The 23,709-nt window shown below is 74.6% G+C and carries 21 protein-coding genes and 1 pseudogene; 8 read left to right on the top strand and 14 right to left on the bottom strand.

Annotated features, from left to right (window positions below; all coding sequences use genetic code 11):
- Nucleotides 1-40 precede the first annotated feature (40 nt).
- The gene (locus tag IE294_RS18295) at nucleotides 41-2,014 is read left to right on the top strand and encodes an RICIN domain-containing protein (protein ID WP_189887346.1); all 1,974 of its coding nucleotides are present in this window, start codon (nucleotides 41-43) and stop codon (nucleotides 2,012-2,014) included.
- 36 nt (nucleotides 2,015-2,050) lie between these two features.
- Here IE294_RS18295 and IE294_RS18300 read toward each other — a convergent pair whose 3' ends face one another.
- From IE294_RS18300 to IE294_RS18320, 5 genes are all read right to left on the bottom strand, one after another.
- On the bottom strand, nucleotides 2,051-2,539 hold the full coding sequence (locus tag IE294_RS18300) for a universal stress protein (RefSeq protein ID WP_189887348.1): 489 nt from the start codon (nucleotides 2,537-2,539) through the stop codon (nucleotides 2,051-2,053).
- A gap of 27 nt (nucleotides 2,540-2,566) precedes the next feature.
- Nucleotides 2,567-3,859, bottom strand: coding sequence for an arsenic transporter (locus tag IE294_RS18305; protein WP_189887350.1), 1,293 nt, complete (start codon nucleotides 3,857-3,859; stop codon nucleotides 2,567-2,569).
- Nucleotides 3,860-3,881: 22 nt separating this feature from the next.
- Nucleotides 3,882-5,123: a polysaccharide deacetylase family protein gene (locus tag IE294_RS18310; RefSeq protein WP_189887352.1), complete on the bottom strand. Its 1,242-nt coding sequence runs from the start codon at nucleotides 5,121-5,123 to the stop codon at nucleotides 3,882-3,884.
- A gap of 220 nt (nucleotides 5,124-5,343) precedes the next feature.
- Nucleotides 5,344-6,051, bottom strand: a complete 708-nt coding sequence (locus IE294_RS18315; protein ID WP_189887354.1) for a DUF4232 domain-containing protein — start codon at nucleotides 6,049-6,051, stop codon at nucleotides 5,344-5,346.
- Nucleotides 6,052-6,212: 161 nt separating this feature from the next.
- Entirely contained in the window at nucleotides 6,213-7,604 is a 1,392-nt protein-coding gene (locus IE294_RS18320; protein WP_189887357.1) for a serine/threonine-protein kinase, read from the bottom strand.
- 47 nt (nucleotides 7,605-7,651) lie between these two features.
- On the opposite strand from IE294_RS18320, the gene IE294_RS18325 reads away from it, so the two are divergent.
- Nucleotides 7,652-8,200 (top strand): RNA polymerase sigma factor, encoded by a 549-nt coding sequence (locus IE294_RS18325; RefSeq protein WP_189816711.1) that lies wholly within the window; start codon nucleotides 7,652-7,654, stop codon nucleotides 8,198-8,200.
- Nucleotides 8,201-8,215: 15 nt separating this feature from the next.
- On the opposite strand, the gene IE294_RS18330 is transcribed toward IE294_RS18325, so the two are convergent.
- Nucleotides 8,216-10,597: a SpoIIE family protein phosphatase gene (locus IE294_RS18330; RefSeq protein ID WP_189887358.1), complete on the bottom strand. Its 2,382-nt coding sequence runs from the start codon at nucleotides 10,595-10,597 to the stop codon at nucleotides 8,216-8,218.
- 401 nt (nucleotides 10,598-10,998) lie between these two features.
- Here IE294_RS18330 and IE294_RS18335 point away from each other — a divergent pair.
- A pseudogene (locus IE294_RS18335) lies at nucleotides 10,999-11,950 on the top strand (discoidin domain-containing protein); the annotation flags it as partial.
- On the opposite strand, the gene IE294_RS49705 reads toward IE294_RS18335, so the two are convergent.
- Nucleotides 11,931-12,206: a 2OG-Fe(II) oxygenase gene (locus tag IE294_RS49705; protein WP_373315829.1), complete on the bottom strand. Its 276-nt coding sequence runs from the start codon at nucleotides 12,204-12,206 to the stop codon at nucleotides 11,931-11,933. The pseudogene IE294_RS18335 and the gene IE294_RS49705 sit on opposite strands and share 20 nt — an antisense overlap.
- Before the next feature lie 319 nt (nucleotides 12,207-12,525).
- On the opposite strand from IE294_RS49705, the gene IE294_RS18345 reads away from it, so the two are divergent.
- The 3 genes from IE294_RS18345 (at nucleotide 12,526) to IE294_RS18355 (ending at nucleotide 15,005) form a co-directional block, all read left to right on the top strand.
- Nucleotides 12,526-12,765 (top strand): hypothetical protein, encoded by a 240-nt coding sequence (locus tag IE294_RS18345; protein WP_030344647.1) that lies wholly within the window; start codon nucleotides 12,526-12,528, stop codon nucleotides 12,763-12,765.
- A gap of 3 nt (nucleotides 12,766-12,768) precedes the next feature.
- Nucleotides 12,769-13,146 (top strand): toxin Doc, encoded by a 378-nt coding sequence (locus IE294_RS18350; RefSeq protein ID WP_041666033.1) that lies wholly within the window; start codon nucleotides 12,769-12,771, stop codon nucleotides 13,144-13,146.
- Between the two features lie 332 nt (nucleotides 13,147-13,478).
- On the top strand, nucleotides 13,479-15,005 hold the full coding sequence (locus IE294_RS18355) for an RICIN domain-containing protein (RefSeq protein WP_189887360.1): 1,527 nt from the start codon (nucleotides 13,479-13,481) through the stop codon (nucleotides 15,003-15,005).
- Nucleotides 15,006-15,226: 221 nt separating this feature from the next.
- Here IE294_RS18355 and IE294_RS18360 read toward each other — a convergent pair whose 3' ends face one another.
- Nucleotides 15,227-16,405 (bottom strand): lactate 2-monooxygenase, encoded by a 1,179-nt coding sequence (locus tag IE294_RS18360; RefSeq protein WP_189887362.1) that lies wholly within the window; start codon nucleotides 16,403-16,405, stop codon nucleotides 15,227-15,229.
- 82 nt (nucleotides 16,406-16,487) lie between these two features.
- Complete coding sequence (locus IE294_RS18365; protein WP_189887364.1) at nucleotides 16,488-18,089, bottom strand: purine-cytosine permease family protein; 1,602 nt, start codon at nucleotides 18,087-18,089, stop codon at nucleotides 16,488-16,490.
- A gap of 453 nt (nucleotides 18,090-18,542) precedes the next feature.
- Here IE294_RS18365 and IE294_RS18370 point away from each other — a divergent pair, with 453 nt between their 5' ends.
- A complete protein-coding gene (locus tag IE294_RS18370) occupies nucleotides 18,543-18,977 on the top strand; it encodes a subtilase-type protease inhibitor (RefSeq protein ID WP_189887366.1) in 435 nt (144 codons plus the stop codon).
- 209 nt (nucleotides 18,978-19,186) lie between these two features.
- Here the strand turns inward: IE294_RS18370 and IE294_RS18375 are convergent, their stop codons facing one another.
- The 3 genes from IE294_RS18375 to IE294_RS18385 form a co-directional block, all read right to left on the bottom strand.
- On the bottom strand, nucleotides 19,187-19,351 hold the full coding sequence (locus IE294_RS18375; protein ID WP_103816469.1) for a CDGSH iron-sulfur domain-containing protein: 165 nt from the start codon (nucleotides 19,349-19,351) through the stop codon (nucleotides 19,187-19,189).
- Nucleotides 19,352-19,445: 94 nt separating this feature from the next.
- Nucleotides 19,446-20,075 (bottom strand): HemK2/MTQ2 family protein methyltransferase, encoded by a 630-nt coding sequence (locus tag IE294_RS18380; RefSeq protein ID WP_189887458.1) that lies wholly within the window; start codon nucleotides 20,073-20,075, stop codon nucleotides 19,446-19,448.
- A 42-nt stretch (nucleotides 20,076-20,117) separates the two neighbouring features.
- The gene (locus IE294_RS18385) at nucleotides 20,118-21,182 is read right to left on the bottom strand and encodes an iron-containing redox enzyme family protein (RefSeq protein WP_189887369.1); all 1,065 of its coding nucleotides are present in this window, start codon (nucleotides 21,180-21,182) and stop codon (nucleotides 20,118-20,120) included.
- Between IE294_RS18385 and IE294_RS18390 the strand changes: the two genes are divergently transcribed.
- Nucleotides 21,181-21,789: a flavodoxin family protein gene (locus tag IE294_RS18390; RefSeq protein WP_189887371.1), complete on the top strand. Its 609-nt coding sequence runs from the start codon at nucleotides 21,181-21,183 to the stop codon at nucleotides 21,787-21,789. The genes IE294_RS18385 and IE294_RS18390 overlap by 2 nt on opposite strands.
- A 17-nt stretch (nucleotides 21,790-21,806) precedes the next feature.
- On the opposite strand, the gene IE294_RS18395 is transcribed toward IE294_RS18390, so the two are convergent.
- Both IE294_RS18395 and IE294_RS18400 read right to left on the bottom strand, forming a co-directional pair.
- Nucleotides 21,807-21,983 (bottom strand): hypothetical protein, encoded by a 177-nt coding sequence (locus IE294_RS18395; protein WP_189887373.1) that lies wholly within the window; start codon nucleotides 21,981-21,983, stop codon nucleotides 21,807-21,809.
- 136 nt (nucleotides 21,984-22,119) lie between these two features.
- Complete coding sequence (locus tag IE294_RS18400) at nucleotides 22,120-23,625, bottom strand: MFS transporter (protein ID WP_189887375.1); 1,506 nt, start codon at nucleotides 23,623-23,625, stop codon at nucleotides 22,120-22,122.
- Nucleotides 23,626-23,709: the final 84 nt, after the last annotated feature.

The raw sequence follows: 23,709 nt of genomic DNA on the forward strand, positions 1-23,709 counted from the left end.
TATGGACTTATTTCGGTAATGCCTCGGGAGGAATTCGGCCGTGACCGACGCAGGCCTGTCGGACGAGCAGCTGAGCGCCGAACTGAAGAAGTGGACGGGAGCGTCGCCCACCCTGCGCCCCGTCGGCGAACTCCTCGACCGGCACTGGGCGGCGGCCTTCGCCTACGCCCGGCTGTGCACCGACGGACCACGCTCGGCCGGCATGCTCACCACCGCCGCCTTCACGCGGCTCTTCGGCGCGTCCCTCCGGCAATCCGGCCCTAGCGCGGCCTGGCGGCCCCATGCCCTGGTCGCCGTCCGCCGGATCGCGGCCGAGTGGGACACCGACGGCCGCCGGGAACTCCTCCACCCGGCCCTGCGTTCCGGGGACGGCACCGGCGAGCGGGCCTCGGCCCGGCTGCTGCCACCGCCCGGCCGGAGGGTGCTGTCCCGGGCGTTCCAGCGGGTGCCCGAGTCCTCCCGCGCCCTGCTGTGGCACACCGAGGTCGAGGCCGAACCCCTTTCCGTGCCCGCCGCGTTGCTCGGCCTGGACGAGGAGGACGCCCGCGTCGAACTCCGCCGGGCCCGCGAGCGGTTGCGTGAGGAATGCCTCCAGGCGCACCGCGAACTCGCCCCGGAGGACGACTGCCAGCGCTATCTGCGCATGCTCGACGTGACCTTCCGGCGCGGCGGCACCGGCATCGACCCCGACCTGCGTCAGCACCTGGCCGGCTGCTCCCACTGCGCCCGGACCGCCGACCAACTCGCCCGCTTCAACGACGGCCTGGCCCTCGCACTCGCCGAGGCGGTCCTCGGCTGGGGTGCCTGCGGCTACCTGGAGTCCCGGGCGGCGGACCCGCAGCAGCCGCCGGCCCCGGCTGCCGCCGCCGTAGCACCCGCGGGCCCCCGGGCCGGGGAGGAGTTCGCCCCCGGTCGATCGGCCCGCCGCGGCCCGTCGTCCGGGGGAGCACGGTCCACCGTTGCGGAGGGCACGGACGACGTCGACTCCGGGGTGCCGGGTCTGGGCGGCGCCCGCCGGTCGGCGGGGCGCGGTGCGTCGCGTGTCCGGCGCGGAGGGGGAGCCTCCTTCGCTGCGGCCGACGGTACGGGGCGCGGTGCACCTGGTGGGCCGGGTGCGGGGGGTGCGCGTCGTGCGGTCGGCGGTGGCGTGTTCTTCGTCCGGCGTCGAGGCGCGGTCTCCTCGGCCGTCGCCGGCGGCATCGAGCGTGCCGGATCCGCCCTGTCGGGCGCGCGGAGCGCCCGGCGCCGTACGCGTGCGAACCCCGTCACCGCCCCGGGCGCGGACGGTGCCGGACCCGGACCCGGACCCGCCTCCCGCCGTTCCGTCCAGCGCGCCGCCCGCCGGGCCCGGCGCCGGAACCTCGCGCTGGCCGTCCTCACCGTCAGCGGTCTGGTCGTCCTGCCCCTGGCGCTGTGGTCGGCGCTCGGCTCCGACGACGTGCCCGCGTCCGGCGCCACCGGGACGCCCTCGCGGACACCGGGCGGCGACGCCGCCTCCCCGGGTCCCTCCTGGGCCGGCCGGAACGCCTCGGGCCACGGCACGCTGCGGGGCCGGCTGCGCAACCTCGCCTCCGGCCTGTGCGTCGGAGTCGTCGGCGACAAGGCCGTCCGGGGCGCCGAGACGGAACTCGCCGACTGCTCCGCCGCCCCGGCCCAGCAGTGGACGTACGAGACCGACGGTCTGCTGCGCAGCGGCGCCGCCCCACGGCTGTGCCTGGACTCCCGCCTCGGCTACTCCGTGCGCCTCACCCCCTGCACGGCAACCGGCGAGGCCGCCCGCGCCCTGCGCTACGACTTCACCCTCCAGGGCGCCCTGGTGCCGCGCTCCGACCAGGAACTGGCCCTCACCCCGGCTGCCACCGACGGCTCCGGCGCCCTCGTGGTCAAGACCCGCGCCGGGGGCACCGCGCAGCGCTGGGCCATCGACACCGCCCACCCGGACCTGCGGATGGAGAACGTCGACTGGGACGGCGGCAAGACCCCGGTGCCCCTCTCCACGCCGCACCGGCCGTGACGTAGGGCGGCCCCACAGGACGCCGGCGCCGCCGGGTCAGGGGTGGTGGTGCGGCGGAGGGGGCGGGATCGTGTCCAGACGCGGGGCCGGTTCCGGCCAGACCAGCAGGACCGGGCAGGGCGCGTGGTCGACGGCGAAGCGGACGGCCGGGCCGAGGCTCTTCGGGCCCAGCCGGGACCGGTCCCCGTCCCGCGCCAGCACGAGCAGCCCGGCACCCTCGGCGGCGGCCACGACCTCCCGTTCGACCCGGCCCGACCGCTCCTCGCGCAGGCAGGGCCGGCCCAGTCGTTCGGCCGCCGCGTCGAGCAGGGCCGTCGCCGACGTGTCGCCGAGCGCTTCGAGGCGGTCACCCGGGTCCTGGCTGCGCCGCCCGAGCAGCCCGGCGAAGGCCCCGTGCGCCACCGCCGGCACGTCCGGTCCGCTCACATGGAGCAGCACCACCTCGGCGTCGCCCGGTGCGTGGGCGCGCACCGCGTCCACGCAGGCGGGCCAGGTGCCTTCCACGAGCCAGACGATCACGCGCATTCCTCGGCCTCCTCGGCTCACTACCCGTCACACGATCCGCAGTGACCCCCACAGTGCCACCACCGCGACGGCGAGGGAGGAGGGCACGGCGAGCAGCCCGAGCCGGGTGAACTCGCGGAGGTCGACGTCGTGCTCGTGCTGGTGGACGATCCGCCGCCACAGCAGCGTGGCCAGCGACCCGGCGTAGGTGAGGTTGGGGCCGATGTTCACGCCGAGCAGCACGGCCAGGACGGCCCCCGGACCGGCGGGTGCCGCCAGTGGCAGCAGGACCAGGACGGCGGGCAGGTTGTTGATCAGGTTGGCCAGCAGGGCGGCCAGCGCGGCGATCCCGAGCAGCGCGGGCAGCCCGGTGCCGCCCGGCATCACCCGCCCGAGCACGTCCGCGAGTCCGTTGTCGACCACCGCCCGCACCACGATGCCCAGCGCCAGCACGAACGCGAGGAAGGCCGGGGCCGCCGCCCGTACGACGGTCAGCGGGCCCGCCTTCCGGCGCACCAGCGCCCGCCCGGCCAGCACCAGCGCGCCGGCCGCGGCCACCCACGCGGGCTCCACGCCGAACGCCGACGCCACCACGAACCCGGCCAGCGTGCAGCCCACGGTCAGCAGCGCGAACAGCGGCAGCTCGGGCGTCTCACCGGTGTCCCGGCCCGCCGGGGCCGCCGCCGCCAGGTCCCGGGCGAAGAACCGCCGGAAAACCAGGAACTCGACGCCGATCGCGGCCAGCCACGGCAGCGCCATCAACGCCGCGAACCGGGTGAAGCTCAGCCCGCTCGCCGCGAACGCCAGCAGGTTCGTCAGGTTGGACACCGGCAGCAGCAGCGACGCCGTGTTCGACAGATGCGTACAGGCGTAGACGTGCGGCTTGGGCCGTACGCCCGTGCGCGCGGCCGTGGCGAAGACCACCGGGGTGAGCAGCACGATCGTCGCGTCCAGGCTGAGGACGGCGGTGATGGCCGACGCCAGCGCGAACACCGCCGTCAGCAGCCGCACCGGACGGCCCGCCGCCCACCGCGCCATCCACGCCCCGCACGCCTGGAACAGCCCCTCCACGTCACAGAAGTGGGCGAGCACCAGCACCGCCGCCAGGAACCCGACCACCGGGCCGAGCCGCTCCGCCTCGGCCCGCGCGTGCCCGAGGGAGATCGCGCCGGTCGCGACGGCGATCCCGGCGGCGGGCACGGCCATGACCGCCTCCGGCCATCCGAAGGGCCGCACGACGGCCCAGGCCAGCACGGCGACCAGCAGTACGGCGGACAGCGCCTCGGCGAGCGGGGTGTTCAGGGCGGGTCCTTCCGGAGTGGATCGGGGGTGCCCGCCCATGAAAACAGATGATCCCGAAGGGTTATGACGTCCGGGCGCCCGCCGCGCCCAGGAACTCCGCCCAGCCGCCCGCCGGGGACTGCCCGGGCACGAGCGTGCGCAGCTTGCGCAGCACCGCCGGGTCCTGCGCCTCCAGCCAGGCCACCAACTGCTTGAAGGACACGAACCGCACGTCGTCGTAGGCGGCCATCTTCCCGATCGCCTCCTCGACGGCGTCCATGTAGATGCCGCCGTTCCAGCGTTCGAAGTGGTTGCCGATGAAGAGGGGCGCGCGGTTGGACTCGTAGGCCCGCCGGAAACCGGCCAGGTAGGTGTCGCGGGCCTGGACGCGCCAGGTGTCGTACTGCGCGCGGTCGCCGAGCGGGTTCCCGCCGGACTGGTTGAACATCATGTTGTAGTCCATCGAGAGGACCTGGAAGGAGTGCCCGGCGAACGGTATGGACTGGAGCGGGAAGTCCCAGAGCCTGCCCCCCTGCACCTTGCCCGGCCAGACCTGGAGGCCGCCGGGGGAACTGGCGTCGTACTTCCAGCCGAGCGCGGCGGCGGTGGGCAGCAGTCGGGCCTGGCCCTCCAGACAGGGAGTACGGCCGCCGATCAGCTCCTTGCGGTAGTCGAAGGGCAGCGGGTCGAGGTCGGTGAAGCCGGTGTTGGTCTTCCACTTCGTCACGAAGTCCACCGCCTGGTCGATCTCGCTGCGCCACTCGGCCGGGGACCAGTTGCGCACGCCGGTCGCGCCGCAGAAGTGCCCGTTGAAGTGGGTGCCGATCTCGTGGCCCTCCAGCCAGGCCGCGCGCACCTGTTGGAGCGTGGCGTGGATGTGCCGGTCGGCGAGGTAGCCGATCGCGGAGGCGCCGACCGGGTGCTGCGGCGGCCGGTACAGGTGCTTCTTGGACTCGGGCAGGGTGTAGATGCCGCTGAGGAAGAACGTCATCCCGGCGCCGTGGTCGGCGGCCACCTTGCGGAACCGGGAGAACAGCTTGTTGCTCAGCTCGCCCGCGCCGTCCCACGAGAACACCACGAACTGCGGGGGCCGCCGGCCCGGACGCAGCCGCTCCGGCTCCGGCTGGTGCGGCTGGGCGCCGGTGTCGGCGGTGGAGCCGTCGCCGATCGGCTTCACCGGCCGGGCCTGCGCGGTGCCCTTCCCGTCCGCCGGGTCCGGCCCGCCGGTCCTCAGGCCGGTGCCGGAGGAGCAGGCGGCCAGTGTCCCGAGGGCGCCCGCCACCGCCCCGGACGCCAGCATCCGCCTGCGTGAGATCCCGCTCATCTTCTCCCCGATTCCCTGGTCACGGCCCCTGTGGGGGCCACTTCGCTGTGCGGTCGACCGGGTTCGATGACCGGGGGGCGGGAAAAGATCGCGGCCCGCGGCGGCTGTTGCCGTCCTGTGACAGTTGTGGCGCCAGCATGACAAACGCGGCGGGCACCGACGTGGCGGACCCCGCCGCCTCGGGGGAGTGACAGCGGGGTCCGCGCGGAGGGGCGTCGGGTCAGGAGGGCCCGGCGCCGGGGCTGAACACCGTCAGACGGACGGTCGAGGAGTTGCCGGAAACCGGCACGGGGCCGCCCTTCCAGACCACCTTCACCTGGTCCCGCTCGTCCGGCGGGGTCACCAGCAGCGTGGCCGGCGTGGCCGTCTTGGCCCCGCTGACCCCCGGGTTGGAGAAGGTCAGCCCCGCCCAGGCGCTCTGCCCGGGCTTGAGCGTGACGGTCACCGGGGTGCCCGGGGACCGCTGGGGGTCCGGACCGAGCTGGTCGCCGGAGGCGCCCACGAAGGCCGCGCCCGGATAACCGTGCAGGGTGCAGGTCCGGGCGGAGGCGTTGGTGAGGACCACGGGGAAGTTCTCCTGGCCGGCGCCCGGGTCGTTGCGGCCCACGGAGGCGCGCAGCTCGGAGGTGTGGCAGCGGGTGCTCGCCGCGGCCGGAGCGCTCGTGGCCGTGGCGCCGCCCGGGGACGCCGTCGTCCGGGGCGCGGCCGGCGAGCCGGTGCCGGTGGCGGAGGAGGCCGTGGCGGGCGGCGCCGGGCTCGTCGTGCCGTCCGTCGCGGGGGCGGCCGTACCCGAGACGGTGGCCGGGGCGTCGCCGTGCGCGCTCGTGCCGTTGCCGCAGGCGGTCAGCAGGCCCAGCACGGCGACCGTGCTCACGAGCAGGGCCCCGTGCCGCGCGGACCGGGGGGCGGACCGGGGGGTGTACACCATGTCGCTCAACACTCCTGGAGGTCACGGCACGCGACGGGAACGCGTGCCTACGGCGCCGGGTGCGCCGTCCTCTCCGTCCGATGCACGGACCGCCGGAAAAGTTCGGGACGCGCCGGGTTCTGTCGTGTTCTCTTCCCCGCCCCGCCCCCCGGCAGGCGCGTTCAGGCCACCCGCAGCGAACGGAGCACGCCGTCGGTGGCGCCGCCGTCGCCCCGCTCGCGCACCTGTACGTACACCTGCGACCGCGCCGCCCCGCCCGCCGGCGCCAGCGCGGACTCGGTGATCGAGCCGCCGTCCGGGCAGTCGCTCCAGGACCGGACCAGCCCGTGCCAGTCGGGGTCCGTGAAGCTGTGGGCGCCCGCGTAGCGGCAGCCGGGGTGCGCGAGCGCCTTCACCTTCGCGGTGACGTCGCCGCGCCCGCCGACCCCGACGAACACCCCGTCCACGGCGGCCTTCGGATCGGACCAGCGGGACAGGTCGTCGGCCACCACGAGACCCGGTTCGTGCCCCGCCGCCAGCCCGAGTGCGTGCGGGTCCCAGCCGGCGTCGCGCAGTTCGCGGCCCCAGCCGGCGGGCACCCGGAGGGTCACCCGCCCGGTGGCGTCCGCGACCCGCACCCCGTCGTCCGTGCCGCCGTCCCGGTGCAGCGCCACGGTCACCGTGACCGCGGCGGCGGTGGCGGCGAGGACCGCGGCCACGGCCAGCGTCACGGTGTTGAGCCGGCCGCGCACCCCGTCCAGGCGCCGCGCGGGCCGCACCGACGGACCCGCGGCCAGCCGGTCCAGCTCGTGGGCGAACGCCAGGGCGCCCGGCCAGCGCCGCGCCCGGTCCGGTTCCAGCGCGCGCAGCAGCGCCCGCTCCACGTCCGCGCCGAGCTCCGGCCGCAGCCGCCGGGGCGGTATCACCTTCCCCGGCGGGCCCGGGACGGTCCCGGTGAGCAGTTCGTAGCCGACCGCGCCCAGGCTGTAGACGTCCGCCCGCTCGTCGATGCCCTCGCCCGGCTCGGCCTGCTCCGGCGGCTGGTAGCCCGCCGAACCGGCCGCCAGGGTCAGCACCGACGCCTGCGCGAGGCTCTTGGCCAGCCCCAGGTCGGCCAGCAGCACCCGGCGGGTGCCGTCCGGGGCGGGGTGCAGCAGCACATTGGTCGGCTTGATGTCGCGGTGGACGATGCCCGCCTCGTGCAGCGCGGCGGCGCCGCGCGCGGCCTCGGCGGTCAGCGCGAGCGCCTCCCGCACCGGCAGCGGGCCGCCCGCCGGCAGATCGGCGAGGGTCCCGCCGGCGGCGTACTCCATCACGAAGTACGGCCTGCCGTCCGGGAGTTCCCCGATGTCGTAGACCTGCACCACCCGGCTGGACCCGGCCCGGCGCAGCAGCCGCGCCTCGGACAGGAAGCGCTCCCTGATGTCGAGCCGGTGTGACCAGTTCTCGGCGAGGACCTTCACCGCCACGGGGGCCTGGAGCTCGGGGTCGTGCGCGAGCCACACCGTGGCGAAGGCGCCGCTGCCCAGCGGCCGTTCGAGACGGTGGCGGCCGATCCGCTCCAGGGGGTGCATACGACTATCATGCCTGGCCTGAGATCGACTTGGAGGGGGGCCCGTCCGTGCAGGACCAGGCGCCGACGGAAGACCTCGCCCGGCGCGCCGCCGCCGGCGACAGCGGGGCCCTGGACCGGCTGCTGACCGAGATCCGGCCCGAGGTCGTGCGCCGCTGCGCGCGCTTCCTGCCCTGCCGGGAGGACGCCGAGGAGGCCGCGCAGGACGTGCTGCTCCAGGTGGCCCGGCACATCACCGGCTTCCAGGGCCGCAGCCGCTTCGGCACCTGGCTGTACACCGTCGTCGCCAACTGCTGCCGGCAGAAGTACCGCGAGCTGAAACGGCGGGCCGCCGAACAGCCCGCGGCCATCGAGCCCGCACACGCCGTCGACCCGCGCACCACCAGCGTCATAGCCGGCTCCCGGGTGGATCTGCTGGAGGCCCTGGACCGGCTGGAGCGCGAGCATCCGCATCTGGTGGCGCCGCTGGTCTACCGGGACATCTGCCAACTGGACTACGCCGAGGCCGCCGAGCGCGCGGGCATCCCGCTCGGCACCCTCAAGTCCCGTCTGCACGAGGCCCGCAAACAGGTGCGGCCCTGGCTGGCCGCCTCCTGAGACGCGGCCCCGCGCCTACCGGTCCTCCTCGTACAGCGACAGCTCGGCCCAGATCGTCTTGCCGTCGGGGGTGTGCCGGCTGCCCCAGCGCTGGGTGAGCTGGGCGACCAGCAGCAGGCCCCGGCCGCCCTCGTCGAAGGTCTTCGCCCGGCGCAGGTGCGGCGCGGTGTGGCTGGTGTCGGAGACCTCGCAGATCAGCGTGGTCGCGTCGTGGATCAGCCGGAGCCGGATCGGCCGCGCCCCGTACCGGATGGCGTTGGTGACCAGCTCGCTGACCACCAGCTCCGCCGTGAACGTCGCCTCGCTCAGCGACCAGGCGTCCAGCTGGTCCACGACCTGCTTGCGGATCGGCGCGACCAGCGCCGGGTCGGCGGGGATGTCCCAGGTCGCCACCTGCGCGGCGGGCAGGCCCCGGGTCCGGGCCAGCAGCAGCGCCACGTCGTCCGGCGCGGCCCCGCCCGGGAGCAGGGCGTGCAGGACGCCGTCGCACGCCTCGTCCAGGCAGTCCGTGTCCCGCCCCAGCGCCCGGTACAGCAGCTCGCGGCTGGCGTCCAGGTCCCGCTCCCGGGACTGCACCAGACCGTCCGTGTACAGCGCGAGGACGGTTCCCTCGGGCAGGTCCACCTCGGTGGACTCGAACGGCAGCCCGCCGAGGCCCAGCGGGGGACCGGCGGGCAGGTCGAGCAGCTGCGGCCGGCCGCCCGGCCGCAGCAGGACGGGCGGCGGATGCCCGGCGCGGGCCAGCGCGCAGCGGCGGGACACCGGGTCGTAGACGGCGTACAGGCAGGTCGCGCCGACCTCCCCCGGGCTGCCCTCGGCGCCGGCGTCCTCCGACAGCCGCAGCACCAGGTCGTCCAGGTGTGTGAGCAGCTCGTCCGGGGCCAGGTCGATGTCGGCGAGGGTACGCACGGCGGTGCGGAGCCGGCCCATGGTGGCCGAGGCCTGGATGCCGTGCCCGACGACGTCCCCGACGACCATCGCGACCCGCAACCCGGACAGCGGGATCACATCGAACCAGTCCCCGCCCACGCCGGCCCGCGCGGCCGGCAGATAGCGGGAGGAGGCGTCCAGCGCGGCCGTGCGCGGCAGCGAGCGGGGCAGCAGGCTGCGCTGGAGCGCGAGCGCCGTCTCCCGCTCGCGCGAGTAGCGGCGGGCGTTGTCGATGCAGACGGCCGCCCGCGCGGTGATCTCCTCGGCCAGCAGCACGTCGTCCGCGGTGAAGGGGTCCGGGCGGCGGTGCCGGGTGAGCACCGCGACCCCGAGGGTGAGTCCGCGTGCCTGGATCGGCACCGACATCGAGGAGTGGATGCCGTACCGCCGCACCCGCTCGCCGCGCACCGGATGCCAGGCCAGCCACTGGTCCATGTCACCGGCGGACACGGCGGCGGTGATCGTGCGGCCCGCGGTCAGCGAGTCGGCCTGGGGGGAGAGGGCCGGGTACTCCTCCGTCGTCCCGGGCTGGACCACCGCCTCCGGCAGGTCCGGCAGCACCGACTGGTGGGCGGCGCGGCGCAGCCGTACCGGCGCGGTGATGCGGGCCGGGGGCTCACCGCCGTACTCCTGCGGGTCCAGCAGGTCGATGGTGACGAAGTCGGCGAGCGCGGGCACGCACATGTCGGCCAGCTCCTGCGCGGTACGCGTGACGTCGAGCGTGGTCCCGATGCGCACGCTGGCCTCGTTGAGCAGTTGCAGCCGCTGCCGGGCGCGGTGGTTGTCGGTGATGTCGTGCGCGGCCAGGCACACGCCCCGGACCCGGCCGGCCGGGTCCCGGATCGGCGCCATGCTGGCGAGCCAGGCGTGGGCCCGGTCCTCCCCGCCGGTGCGCGTGAAGGTCTGCACGTCCAGGGGCCGGCCCGAGGCCAGCACCCGGAGCATGCTCTCCTCCAGCTCCTCGCTCTGCGGTCTGCCGCCGATCTCCGCGAGCCGCAGCCCCCGTACCCGCTCCTCGGGCAGCCCCACGACGGCGGCCATCGCCTCGTTCATCCGGCGCAGCCGCAGCCGGTCGTCGTAGACGGCGACCGGGCACGGCGACTGGATCAGGCCCGCCTCGGTGAGCGGGTCGTCCCCGGCGGGCGGTTCGGTGCCGGTGAGCGGGGTGACCACGAGCCAGTCACCCGGGTGCTCGTCGTGCGGCGGGCGGTGGTGGGCGAGCAGCCACACGGGGACCGTACTGCCGTCCCGGTGGCGCAATCCGACCGTCCCCGTCCAGCGGGGGCCCGTGGGCGGTACCGGGGTGCCGACGTCGGCCAGCAGCTCGGCGGCGGGACGGCCCAGGACGGCGTCGGCCGGGTGGCCGAGCAGGCGGCGGGCGCCCTCGTTCCACTCCACCAGCGTTCCGTCGTGGCCGATGACAGCCCGGGCCGTCGCCGCATCGTCGAACGGATAGACCCGGCTCATCGTCGCCGCTCCCAAGCGCACACTCACAGTGAACAGGTGGCACCACTCGTGTACCAGCCTAGTGCTTCGCGCCCGCCCATGAGCCCCGATTCCCGGCCGCCGGGCCGACCCGTCGAACACGCCGGGGGCACGGTCAAGGGGCACATCCGGCCGATGCGCCGCCGACGGTACTCGGAGGGGTCCGGACCCTTGACGATCGTGTGTGGCCGGACGTCAGAATCTGTTTGTTCACGATCAGTTATGAGTACTTCTGGGCCTGTATGAGGGAGAGCCGCCCATGTCGGTCACGCGCAGATCGGTTCTGGTCGCAGCCACGGCAGCGCCCGCGGCAGGGACGCTCCTGGACATCTCCGCGGCTCCGGCCGCCCTCGCCGCCGACGCGCCCGCCGCCGGGGGGCGCCAAGGCCGCCGACGACACCCGGCCGCTCGTCATCGGCTCCGACAAGTACCGGCGCGTACCCGCCAAGGGCTCGGCGGCCGACCTGATGCTCGCCAAACTGGACGGCCTCGGCCTCAACTACAACACGGCGAAGTCGGTGGACGCCCTGCACGCCGCCTACCCGCACCTGTTCCTCTTCGAGTCCGAGTCCTCCTCGCAGACCTCGACCCGCGGCACCTACCAGGAGCCGGAGCACCTCAACACCGGCGAGAACCACACGCCCGGCAGGCGGGTGGTCTCCTCGTACGACAACAACCTCGCCTCCTGGACGATGAGCGGCGAGTACGGGCACAAGAAGGACCGGGACCGGTACGGCCCTCGCCATCGTCCGCTCCGGCACCAGGCCCGGCACCCTGAAGGTCAGCGCCCGGGTGGACGGCCTGCGCACCGGCACGGCCCGCCTGGTCACGAGCCCGGCCCGCTCGGCCGCGACGACCGAACCCGCCGGCTTCCGGCCCGACCACCCGACGCCGCCCGGCTACCCGTACGCCGACGCCGGTTACTCCGGCCGTCCGGACACCCTGCCCGCCGCGATGCTGGACGGCGACCCGGCCACCGGCTGGTCCAACGCCTTCGTCAAGCAGGCCACCGCGCTGCTGCCGGCGTTCAGCGGGGCCCGGCCGAAGGACTGGGTGTCCGTCGACTTCGGGCGCACCCGGACCTTCGACCGGGTCACGGTCTCCTTCACCGTCGACGCCGGCCACACCCTGCCCGCGCGGGCCGAGGTGGCGGTGTGGGACGGCCACGCCTGGGTCCCGGTGACCGGGGCGGAGGTGGAGTGGGCCACCGCCTCCGACAGCCCGACGGCCATCACCTTCGACGCGGTACGCGGCTCCCGGCTGCGGCTGACGCTCACCAGCGCGTACCCGGGGCAGACGAAGGGGGCGGTGCGGATCAGCCGGCTGGACGTGTGACGGGACGGGCACGGCCCGGGGACGGTCGGGCGGCACCGTGGAGGACCAGGCCCGGCCGACCGGTCGAGGCGGGTGCGCACGGGGCGGTCCCGGGTGGCGAACAGCAGCCCGTGCCCTGCCGCGAGACGCTCGCCGTACCCCGCGACTGGGCGCGCGGGCGCTGTTCCGACATGAGGAACTCGCCACCGGCGCAGTCGGTGCCGTGCGCGTCCGGCGCGATCACCACCTGGAGCGGGAAGACCGGCTCCCCGAACACGTCCCGGTGCAGCGCGTTCCGGTCGCCCGGACCGTATCTGAGCAGGATCCGCGCCGACCACGCGTCGAGCGAGCCGGGTCAGGGGGCCGGACGGTCCAGCCGGGCCGCCCGGTCCCGGGCGACCGGCAGCAGGCGGGGGTGGAGCGCGCCCCAAGCAGGCGTCGAGAACCTTCGGCGCTGTCGAGTCGAGTCTGCTGCGCCGCCGGCCGTGCCACCGGCGGGAACCGGACATGGTCCTCGGCCCCGGCCGGTACCGCACCGAGGCCCTGTTGACCTGGGCATATTTACGCGTGAGTACCCGCACGGTACCGTGAGGGGCATGCCAGCTCTCAACGTGGAGTTCAGCGAACGGGAACTAGAGGACCTGCGGCAGATCGCCAAGGAGCGCGGTACGTCGATGAAGGCCCTCGTGCGCGAGGCCGCCGCCGCCGACATCGCCCGGCACCGGGCCCTCCAGGAGGGCGCCGAGGCGTTCCGCCGCTTCTTCGCCGGCCATGCCGAGGAGTTCGCGGCGGCCTTCCCCGACGACGAGCGCCCCGCCAAGGGCGAGGCCGCCTGAGCGATGCCCTCCGTCATCCACATCGACGTCCCGTGGCTGCTCCAGCGGCACGAGGAGGTCCTGCCCGACCAGCCCGCCGTGGACGACTTCTCCGCGCTGGTCGCCGCCGTCGCCCGGCACCGGGTGGACCCACCCCGGCTCGGCGTGGACTCCGACGCCGCCTGGCGGGCCGCCGCGCTGCTGCACACCCTCGCCGTGCTCAAGCCGCTGCCCGCGGCCAACGCCCGCTTCGCCTGCGCCACCGCCGTGGCCTACATGTTCGTCAGCGGCGTCGGCATCGACCCGCCCTACGGCGCGCTCGTCGACCTGGCCCGCGACCTGATCTCCGGCAAGACCGACGTGTACGGCGCCGCCGACCGGCTCCGCTCCTGGCAGATCTGAGGCGGCCGGGCCCGCCCGCCCCCGGCCGGCGGGGGAAGCCGCCGGGAGCCGCCGGCCGGGAGCGGGCCTTTCCGAGGAGGACCGGTACCCAGTCCACCACCGGGCCGCCCGCCGCGGGAGCGTGCGCGTCCGGTGGACGCGTGCGCACGCTTCACACGGGGCGCCTGAGAAATCCGGCCGCTTTCACGACAACCCCAGGCCGCGGCCGCGATTCTGACTTTCTTTCAAACCGGCTATGTCTTCCGTGCGCCTTGTTGCCCGTGTCGCACGTGTGCAAGGGTTCGAGCGCGGTGAATTTCCCGCTCGCACACGCGCCAGAAGGAATCCGCTCCGTGCTCACCCCCCACCCCCCTCGTCCTCCCTATCCGCCGTCCGGCGCCGATCCCGGGGAATCCGACGAGTTCCTCGCCGGCCCGCTGCGGGCCGGCTCCGACGCGGAGGCCTCCCGGTCGGCCGCCCTCCTGATGGCCCGGCACTGGCAGTCGGCCCAGGAGTACGCGGTCATCTGCCTGGCCGCCTCCGGACCCCTCGCCCACATGGTCACCGCGACCGCCTTCCACCAGGTCCTCGGCCGGCTGGCGCTCGGCGAACCCGCCGACGCGTTGCGGCCCCGCCTGCTGGTGGCCGTCCGTGACACGGTCCTGAACTGGTCCGGCACCGACCGGATCACCGCCGTGCTCCCCGGACTCGGCAAACCCGCCGGGGGCCGCGGAATGCGGGCCGCGCAACCGCTCGTACCGGAGAACCGCGCCCTCTCCGACCGTTCCTTCCACGGCCTGTCCCGCCTGGAACGGGCCCTGTTGTGGCACGTCGAGGTCGAGGCCGAACCGCTGGACGTGCCCGCCGGACTGCTCGGCGTGGACATCCGGAACGCCGCCGCCGCGCTCGAACAGGCCCGGGAGAAGTTCCGCGAGGGCCTGGTACGCGCCCACCGGGAACTCGCGCCCGGCAAGGACTGCCGTTACTACAACCGCCTGCTCGACGTCCCGATCCGCCGGGGCGGCGCGCTGCTGCCCGACGTCCAGGAGCATCTGGCCGGCTGCGCCTACTGCCGGCACGCGGCCGAGCAACTCGGCCACGCCGACGCGGCATTGGGCGTGCTGCTCGCCGAGGCCGTGCTCGGCTGGGGTGCCCGCCGCTACCTCGACTCGCGCCCCGGCCGACGTCCCGGCCCCGCCCGCGGCGGCTCCCGGCGGTCCGGCGGCGGCCGGCGCGGCACCGAGGGCGGCAGGGGGCTGCCGGCCCGGTTCCTCGCCGGGGTGTCCGCGCACCGCGCACCCGGCACCGCCTGGTCGTCCCGGACGCTGCTGACCGGGGTCGGCGTGGCCTCGGCCGGGCTGCTCGCCACCGTCCTCGCGGTCGGCGTGTGGCCGGACGCCGACGGCGGCACCGCCCCCGTCGCCACCAGCGCCGTCCCCGGCGCGTCGGCTCCGTCGGGCACCCCGGGCCTGCCCGCCGCCGGCCGGCCGGGTCCGCTGCGCAACGCCGCCGGCCGGTGCCTGGACGTCAAGGGCACGCCGGAGGCGGGGGCGAGCGCCGTGCTCGCCGAGTGCTCCGGCTCGGCCACGCAGCGATGGACGTACGAGACGGACGGGCTGCTGCGCAGTGCCGCCGGTACCGGTCTGTGCCTGGACTCGCACGCCGACGCCGGCGTGGTGCTCCTCGGCCGCTGCGCCGGAGCCGGGTCGGAACGGGGCGACGACGTGCGCTACGACCTCTCTGCGCAGGGCGAGTTGCTGCCGCGGTGGGACCGGACGCTCGCGCTCGCCGCCGGTGGCGACCAGGCGGGGGCCGACCTCGTCGTCAAGGTCCGGGACGGGTCCGCCGGCCAACGGTGGGTCTTTGGCGGCCGAGCGTAGGGCTGCGGCAGGTCGTCACACCGGCTGCCGGCCCGTCGCGGACCGGCAGCGGCACCGGCATCAGGGCACGCGAAGCCCCGGCGCTCCGGTGCCCGCCGGGATATCGGGCCCGCAGCGGCAGACGGGCGGCCGGCCGCTCGTGCAGCATGCCGCGGTCCCGGTGGCGACGGCGCCGCCCGTTTCCCGGCTGGGGGCCGCACGCCGGCACCGGCCCGCGGCCCTCAGGAGGCCGCGCCGCCGTCGGCTTCCAGGTCCGACCGCGTCACCGTACCCGGGCGAGCGTGGCCCGACAGGGCGAGGGTCAGGTCGAACTCCGCGAGGAGGCAGCGGACGACGTGCTCCACGCCCGCCTGGCCGTCCAGACCGAGGCCGTAGACGTACGGGCGCCCGAGCAGGACCGCCCGTGCGCCCAGGGCCAGGGCCTTGAAGACGTCGTCGCCGGTGCGCACCCCGCTGTCGAACAGCACCGTCAGCCGGTCGCCCACCGCGTCCGCGACCCTGGGCAGCGCGTCGGCCGCCGCGACCGAACCGGCCACCTGCCGGCCGCCGTGGTTGGAGACCACCACACCGTCCATGCCGACGTCGGCGGCGAGCCGGGCGTCGTCCGGGTGCAGGACGCCCTTGAGTACGATCGGCCCGTCCCAGTGCTCCCGCAGGAAGGCCAGGTCCGGCCAGGTGTGGCTCGCGTCCCCGAACAGGCCGAGGAAGTGCAGCACCGCCGCGTTCGGGTCCTCGTGCACCGGCTTGGCGAGGCCCGCCCGGAACGCCGGGTCGGTGAAGTAGTTGGCGGTGCCCACGCCGTGCACGAACGGCAGGTAGGCCTGGTCCAGATCGCGGGGCCGCCACGCCAGCAGCGGGGTGTCCAGCGTGACGACCAGCACCGAGAAGCCGGCCGCACGGGCCCGGGCGAGGAAACTCCGGGTCACCTCGCGGTCCTTGCCCCAGTACAGCTGGAACCACCGCTCGGCGTCCCCCATCGCCTCGGCGACCTGCTCCATCGGCGTGCTCGACGCCGACGACAGGACGTACGGCACGCCCTGTGCGGCGGCGGCCCGGGCGGCGGCGGTCTCGGCGTCCGGGTGCATGATCGACAGCACGCCGACGGGGGCGAGGGCGAGCGGTGCCGGCAGGGTCCGCCCGAGCACCTCGGTGGTGAGGTCGCGCTCGTGCACGTCCCGCAGCATGCGCGGCACGATCCGGCGCCGGGCCAGGGCCGCCCGGTTGGCGCGGGCCGTGCCGCCGTCGCCCGCGCTGCCCGCCACATAGCCCACCGGGCCCGGGCCGAGCCGGTGTTCGGCCAGCTCCTCCAGCCGGGTCAGGTCGGTGGGGAGCCGGGGGACGGCCCCGGTCACCCCGTTCAGGTAGATCTCGTACTGGAAGTCCGCCCAGTGCTGTGCCATCCGTCAACTCCCGCGCGTCGTCGGCCGCGTGCGCCCCCGACGATACCGACCGGTACGTCGGACGGCGTGCCGCGGGACCACGTCAGCCGGCCCCGCCCGCCGGCACGGGCGCGGGGGCGTCGACGGCGGCTCCCGGACCGGTGATCGGGGGCACCGGGACCTCGACCGTACGGACCAGCCGGGCGCCCTCGGGGCCGTACGCGGCACGGGGTTCGGGGAACAGCCACAGCAGCGCCAGGAAGAGCACCGCGGCCGTCGCCAGCGAGAGCGGCAGGCTGATGTCGACGCCGTGCGCCAGATCGCCCAGCGGACCCACGAACTGGCCCGGGATGTTCGTGAACAGCACTCCGATGAGCGCCGACACCCACCACGCGGTCATGCCGCGCCAGTTCCAGCCGTGCGCGAACCAGTAACGGCCGCCGCGCTGACGGCGGTTGAAGACCTGGAGCGCGTCCGGGTCGTACCAGCCGCGGCGGGTCCAGAAGCCCAGCATCAGCACGACCATCCAGGGCGTGGTGCAGGTGATGATCATGGTGGCGAAGGTGGAGATCGACTGCACCAGGTCCAGGCCGAACCGGCCGGCGAAGATGAACGCGATCGACAACACGCCGACCAGCAGCGTCGCCTGGACCCGCGACAGCCGCGGGAACACCGAGGAGAAGTCGAGGCCGGTGCCGTACAGCGAGGTCGTGCCCGTGGACATGCCACCGATCAGCGCCAGCAGACACACCGGCAGGAAGAACCAGCTCGGCGAGATCGCCAGCAGCCCGCCCACGAAGTCCGGCGCGGCCGGGTCGACGTACTTCGGTGCCTCCGTCGCCACGATGCTGGCCGTCGCCAGACCGAACACGAACGGCAGCAGCGTCGCGAGCTGGGACAGGAACGCGGCCCCGACCACCCGGCGGCGCGGGGTGGCGGCCGGGATGTAGCGCGACCAGTCGCCGAGGAACGCGCCGAACGACACCGGGTTGGACAGCACGATCAGCGCCGCGCCGATGAAGGAGGGCCAGAACATCGACCGCGTCGCCGCGTCCGCCGAGTCGGTGAACACCCCGGCGTACGACGGGTCGAAGTCACCGGCGAACGCGACCGCGCCGAGCAGGAACAGCACGCTCGCGGAGGTCACCGCGATCTTGTTGACGAACAGCATGAACCGGAAGCCGTAGACGCACACCGCGAGCACCAGACCGGCGAAGAGCGCGTACGCGACGACGTACGACAGGGTGCCGCGCTCCAGGCCGAACAGCCGGTGCGCGCCGCCGACCAGGGCGTCGCCCGAACTCCACACCGACAGCGAGAAGAACGCGACGGCGGTCAGCAGGGACAGGAACGAACCGACCACCCGGCCGTGCACCCCGAGGTGCGCCGAGGACGACACGGCGTTGTTGGTGCCGTTGACCGGGCCGAACACCGCCATCGGGCACAGGATCAGCGCGCCCGCGAGGACACCGAGCACGGTGGCCGCGAGGCCCTGCCAGAAGGAGAGCCCGAACAGGATCGGGAAGGCGCCGAGGACACAGGTGGAGAAGGTGTTGGCGCCGCCGAAGGCGAGCCGGAACAGGTCCAGCGGGGTCGCGGTGCGGTCGGCGTCGGGGATGCGTTCCACACCGTGGGCCTCGACCTCGGTCAGGGCGGGTGCGGACGAGGAGGCGGACTCGGTGGGTGGTGCGGGCTGTGCGGACACGGGCGCTCCAGCGGGGACGGCAGCGGGGTGCGCTGACGGTACGGCGGGCGGAACCATGTGATCCAGAGGACGGTTCATCCAAATTTCGCGCCGCTCATGGATGAATCGCCCATGGGTCGGGCGACGGGGACACCGGCGTCTGGTGATCGCTTCATGAACACGAGGAGTCATGAAGGGGCGCGACGCGGTCGGAGCCGGAGTGTTTCAGGACGATTAACGAAGAGCTGTTTTTCGGCCAACTGGCTGCTTCCGCAGCGGGGCAACCGCTTGGTTCCGGGGTCACGACGTTCGAATTCCGTGACTTCACGCCACTGATTCAACACGAAAGGTTACTGAAACCCGTGGGTTCGATGTGAGTTTCCCCGAGGGAGTCGGCAGAGTGGCGCTCGCCGCTCCGGCGCCCGACCGGACCGGAGCCGGCGACCCGACTGTTCGAGCGGAAGGATGCACACAATGCGGAACACCGCGCGCTGGGCAGCGGCCCTCGGCCTCACGGCCGCCGCCGTTTGCGGACCCCTGACCGGGGCCGCCGTCGCCGCACCGGGCGCCGCCCCGTCGTCGCTCTACGCCCCCTCCGCGCTGGTGCTCACCACCGGCCACGGCGACGACGCGGCCACGGCCACTCCGGAGCGTGCCGTCACCCTCACCTGCGCCCCCACCGCCTCCGGCACCCATCCGGCCGCTGCCCGTGCCTGCGCCGAACTGCGCGGCGTCGGCGGCGAACCGGACGCGCTGAAGCCGGCCGGCGACGTGATGTGCGCCAAGGTCTACGACCCCGTCGTCGTTACCGTCCAGGGTGTCTGGCAGGGCAAGCGCGTCTCCTACGAGCGCAGCTTCGGCAACGCGTGTGTGAGGGATGCCGTCGGCGGCGGTCTGTTCGCCTTCTAGGACCGGGATCGCACGGGTCCCCGTGGACACCGGATCAGGCCCGCAACTGGGGAGTGCGGCCCCCTGGAGCGGGGAACCTGCGATCTCGCGCCGGGGCCGGCGGGCGGAGTGGGGCCGCCCGCAGGACCCGGGCACACAGCCGCTCCCCGGGCCGGTCCGTGGGGGACCGCCCGGGGAGCGGCGAAAAACAATCGGTTTCAACGAGCTGCTCAGGCCTTGCGCCGGTGACTCGTGTCGCACCAGGGGTAGCGGCGACTGCGCCGGCAGGTACACAGAGCGACGCGGAAGCGGTCCGAGGAGACCGTGGTCCCGTCCTCCAGCTCGATCTCCACGGGCCCTTCCACGAGGAGGGGCCCGCGTCGCTGCACGGTGATCCGCCGCGCCCGGTCGGCCGGAGCGCCGGCCGCCGGGCCGGCGGGGGCGGTGTCCGCCGTGGAGTCGGCGGAGGCAGCCGCGCAGTCCGCGGCCTCAGCAGGGTCGTTCGGCACGGATGACCACCAGCTCTTCTCTGTCCTCGGCCGGCGCGAGCAGCCCGCTCCGGCGCAGCCAGTCCTCCCGGGCGCGCAGCACCGGGCCGAAGGCGATCCAGCGCCGCCGGATCACCGAGGCCTTCAGGCCCGCCGCCCGCAGCAGTTCCAGGGTGCGGTCGGAACCGCTCAGCGCCGAGTGCACGATCAGCAGCACCCCGCCGGGGCGCAGCAGCGCCGGCGCGTCCCGGCAGATCCGGTCCAGCAGCAGCCGCCCGTCGCGCCCGGCGTCCCAGGCCCGGGCCCGCCCGTGCGGCCCTCGCCCGGCGTCGGGCGCCGGCACGTAGGGCGGGTTCGCCAGGATGAGGTCGTACGTCCGGTCCCGCGCCGGTGCGAAGAGGTTGCCGCGCCGGATGCGCACCGGCAGCCGGGTCAGCCACGCGTTCAGCCGGGCCGTCCACACCGCCCGCCGGGACACGTCCACCGCGGTCACCTCGGCGCCCCGACGGGCCGCCTCCAGGGCCAGCGCCCCGCTCCCGGTGCCGACGTCCAGCACCCGGGCGCCGGGCGGCGGCGCCTCCTCGTGGAGGGCCTCGGCCAGCAGCTCCGTATCGTCCTGCGGGGCGTACACACCCGGAAGCACCAAAGCGATCACATCGCGCGGGTACCCCGGTCATCGGGATGTATGGGAAACCTCCTGTTCCAGGGGTGTCCCCACGGGGGAGTCCGGGGCTGTGCGCACGGAGGAGTCCAGGGGGGTCCGCAGGGACGACCGTCCCGCGCGCCAGTCCGTCAGCAGCCGCCGGGCCAGCCGGTCCTCCAGGTACTCGGTCGCGTCGATCCCGAAGGCGATGTCCGGCGCCAGCTCCGGCTCCTCGGCGAGCAGTCCGCCGATCACCTCGTGCCGGACGACCTGCTCGTGCACCGCGTCCGCTTCCACGTGCTCGTCGTAGAAGAACTCCGCGGCCGGGCCGGCGCCGGTGCGGCGCATCGCCTCGGCCAGCCGGCGGGAGCCGGGCGAGGAGGTGATCTCCACCTCGGCGAAGTGGCCCACCAGCGCGCCGCGCAGATCGCGGTGCAGGCCGAACAGGGACATCAGGTTGACGACGGCCAGCATCTCGGCCGGGGCCGCGTCCAGGTGGCGGCCGTACGTGGTGTCCAGGCCCAGGTCCGTCATCAGGTCGGCGAAAAGGCGCGCGTGCACCCGCTCGGCCCGGCCGCCGCCGAACTCGTCGTACTCCACCGCGGCCATCGCCGCCTTCGCCCGGCCCCACAGCCGCGGCAGCACCCAGGCGTGCGGGTCGGCCTCCTTCAGGTGGTACAGCGAGCGCAGCGCCGCGTACTCCCGCAGCTGCCACGGCTCGCCCTCGGCACACAGGAAGTGGGTGACCCCCGTGCCCTCGGCCGGCTCGACCAGGAGGGCGGCGAGCGCGTCGTCCAGGCTGTCGTGGACCGGGGTGTCGGCGCGCAGCGCGGCACCGAAGCGGTGTTCCAGCGCGGCCCGGACCCGCAGCAGCTCCGGGTCCCACTCGGTCTCCGGCGGAACACCGGCGAAGCCGCGGTAGTGCAGCTCGTAGCAGAGGTAGAGGGCGAGCTGGAGGTCGTCGCCGTACGGATCGGCGGCCCCGGCGCACGCGGGGTCGGGAAGCGGGCCCGTGCCGCGCAGGTACGCGGTGACCGCGGCGGAGAGCGGGCCTCGGGGCGGGGGCAGCAGGGGTCCTCGCACGTGGTGGTTCATGCGGCCCGGGTACCCGTCCCGCAGGAAAGCACTAGTGATCAACTGGACCCTGAAGAGGTCACCGGACCCCTCCCACACCGAGGCGCCGGCCCGGGTCGTCACCGAGCAGCTCGCGGGGCGGGGCGTGGCCGTGGAGGTCCTGCGGGCCGTCGACCTGCCCATCGGGCCGGGTGTGGTCAGCGAGGCCGTGCGGGAGGGCGGCGCCTGGCCGGCCGTGCACCACAAGCTGCTGGACGCCGAGATCCTGGTGGTCGCCTCGTCGGCCTGGTTCGGGCATCCCTCGTCCGTCGCGCAGCGGGTCTCCGAGACCGACGACGAGGGCCGCCCGGTCGCCTCCAACCGGGTCGCGGGTGTGGTCGTCACCGGCAACGAGGACGGCGCCCACCACGTGATCGGCGAGCTCCAGGGCGCCCTCGCCGACATCGGCTCCACCGTCCCCGGGCGGGCCTGGACGTACTGGCACCTGGGCCCCGGCCCCGGCCCGGACTGTCTGGAGGAGGAACGCGGCCGGGACTGGTCGCACCGCACCGGCCGGGCCATGGCCGCGAACCTGTACGGGGTGGCACGGGCTCCGGCGGAGCGCCCCGTGGGCGCGCCGCCCGGCTGACCTCAAGCCGCCCTTCCTCAGTCGCCCTTCGCCTGCTCCTGCGCCGTGGGGCTCGGGGTGATGGTGTCCCCGGCCTCGCCCGAGGCGGACTGGTCCTCGTCGCGCTTCTCGGCCTCCTCGACCTCCCGGAGCACCTCCTCCAGGGCCGTATCCGGCCGGTCCTCGTGGTCGTCGTGGCCGTTCCCGCCAGGCATGGCGTCTCCTTCCGTCGGCGAGGTGATCTCGCCTGCGGGTTACCCGCCGGAGGCGTCCCAAGCCTGCCCCGGACAGGGCGGGGGGCCGCCGTCTCCCTGCGGACGGCGGCCCCCCGGGCCCGGATGGCTGCGGCTGTCACATGTGGACGACGGGTGCGGCGCCCGCGTCCTGCCGCGGCACCCCGCGCCGGTAGCAGAGGAAGGCGATGACCGTCCCGGCGCCGAAGAGGACCGCCGACCACCGGAAGGCGGTGGTGTAACTCTCGATCGTGGCCTGCGCCTGCACCAGCTTGCTGGTGGCGTCCCGGCCGGCCAGGTAGTCGGTGGCCGCGCTCGCCGCGAGGGTGTTCAGCAGGGCCGTGCCGATCGAGCCGCCCACCTGCTGCATGGCGTTGACGGTCGCGGAGGCCACGCCCGCGTCCTCGGCCGCGACCCCGCCGGTGGCGAGCTGCATGGCCGTCGGCATGACGAGGCCGAGGCCCACGCCGATCACGATCAGCTGCGGGAGCACCGCGCCGAGGTAGTGCGAGCCGAGGCCGATGCCGGTCAGCCAGGCCATGCCGGCCGTGGCGACCGCGAAGCCCAGCGGGATGACCACCTTGGGGCCGGTCCGCGGCAGCAGGGCGGTGGTGCCCACCTGCGCGGTCACCATCAGCGCGCCGACCATCGGCAGGAACGCCACACCGGTCTTCGTGGGGCTGAAGCCGAGGTTGAGCTGGAGGTAGTAGGTCAGGAAGAGGAACACGCCGAACATGCCGCCGGCGGCGATCAGCACCGCGAGGAAGGAGGCCGCGCGGTCGCGGTCGAGCAGGATGCGCAGCGGCAGCAGCGGGTGCGCGGTCCGGGTCTGCCACCAGGCGAAGGCGGCCAGCAGCACCCCGCCCGCCAGCAGGAAGCCCCAGGTCAGCGGCGAGCCCCAGTCGTGGGTCTCGGCGTTGGAGAAGCCGTAGACCAGGGAGAACAGACCGGCGGCGACCAGGATGGTGCCCGGGACGTCGAGCTTGGCGTTCGCCGCGTCGCGGTGGTTGCTCAGCAGCAGCCAGCCGCCCGCGAAGGCGACGACCGCGATGGCCACGTTCACGTACAGCGTCCAGCGCCAGTCCAGCGCGTCGGTCAGCACACCGCCGAGCAGCAGACCGAACGCGCCGCCCGCGCCGGCGATCGCGCCGTACACGCTGAACGCGCGCGCCCGCTCCCGGGCGTCGGTGAACGTGGTGTTGAGCAGCGACAGCGCGGCGGGCGCGAGCAGCGCGCCGAAGACGCCCTGGAGGGCGCGGGCCACGACCAGCATGGTGAAGCCGTTCGCGGCGCCGCCGAGCGCGGAGACCGCGGCGAAGCCGACGACACCGATGAGGAAGGCGGTCTTGCGGCCGAACATGTCGGCGATCCGGCCGCCGAGCAGCAGCAGGGAGGCGAAGGCCAGCGCGTAGGCCGTGACGATCCACTGCCGGTTGCCGTCGGAGAAGCCGAGGTCGGTCTGGGCGGACGGCAGGGCGATGTTCACGATGGTGGCGTCGAGCACCACCATGAGCTGGGCTGTCGCGATGACCGCGAGGATCCACCACCGCTTGGGCGAGGCCTCGGTGCGCTCTGGCGCCGCGGCTCCCGCGCGGGAACTCTCGGCCAGGGTCTTCTCGGGCATGCGGAACCACTCCAGGGAAGTCGTTCGGGTACGGGACGGCGGACGGGTACGAGAAGGTGAACAGCTCATAAACGAAACTGTTTC

Source organism: Streptomyces canarius, assembly GCF_014650735.1.
Lineage (GTDB): Bacteria > Actinomycetota > Actinomycetes > Streptomycetales > Streptomycetaceae > Streptomyces > Streptomyces olivaceoviridis.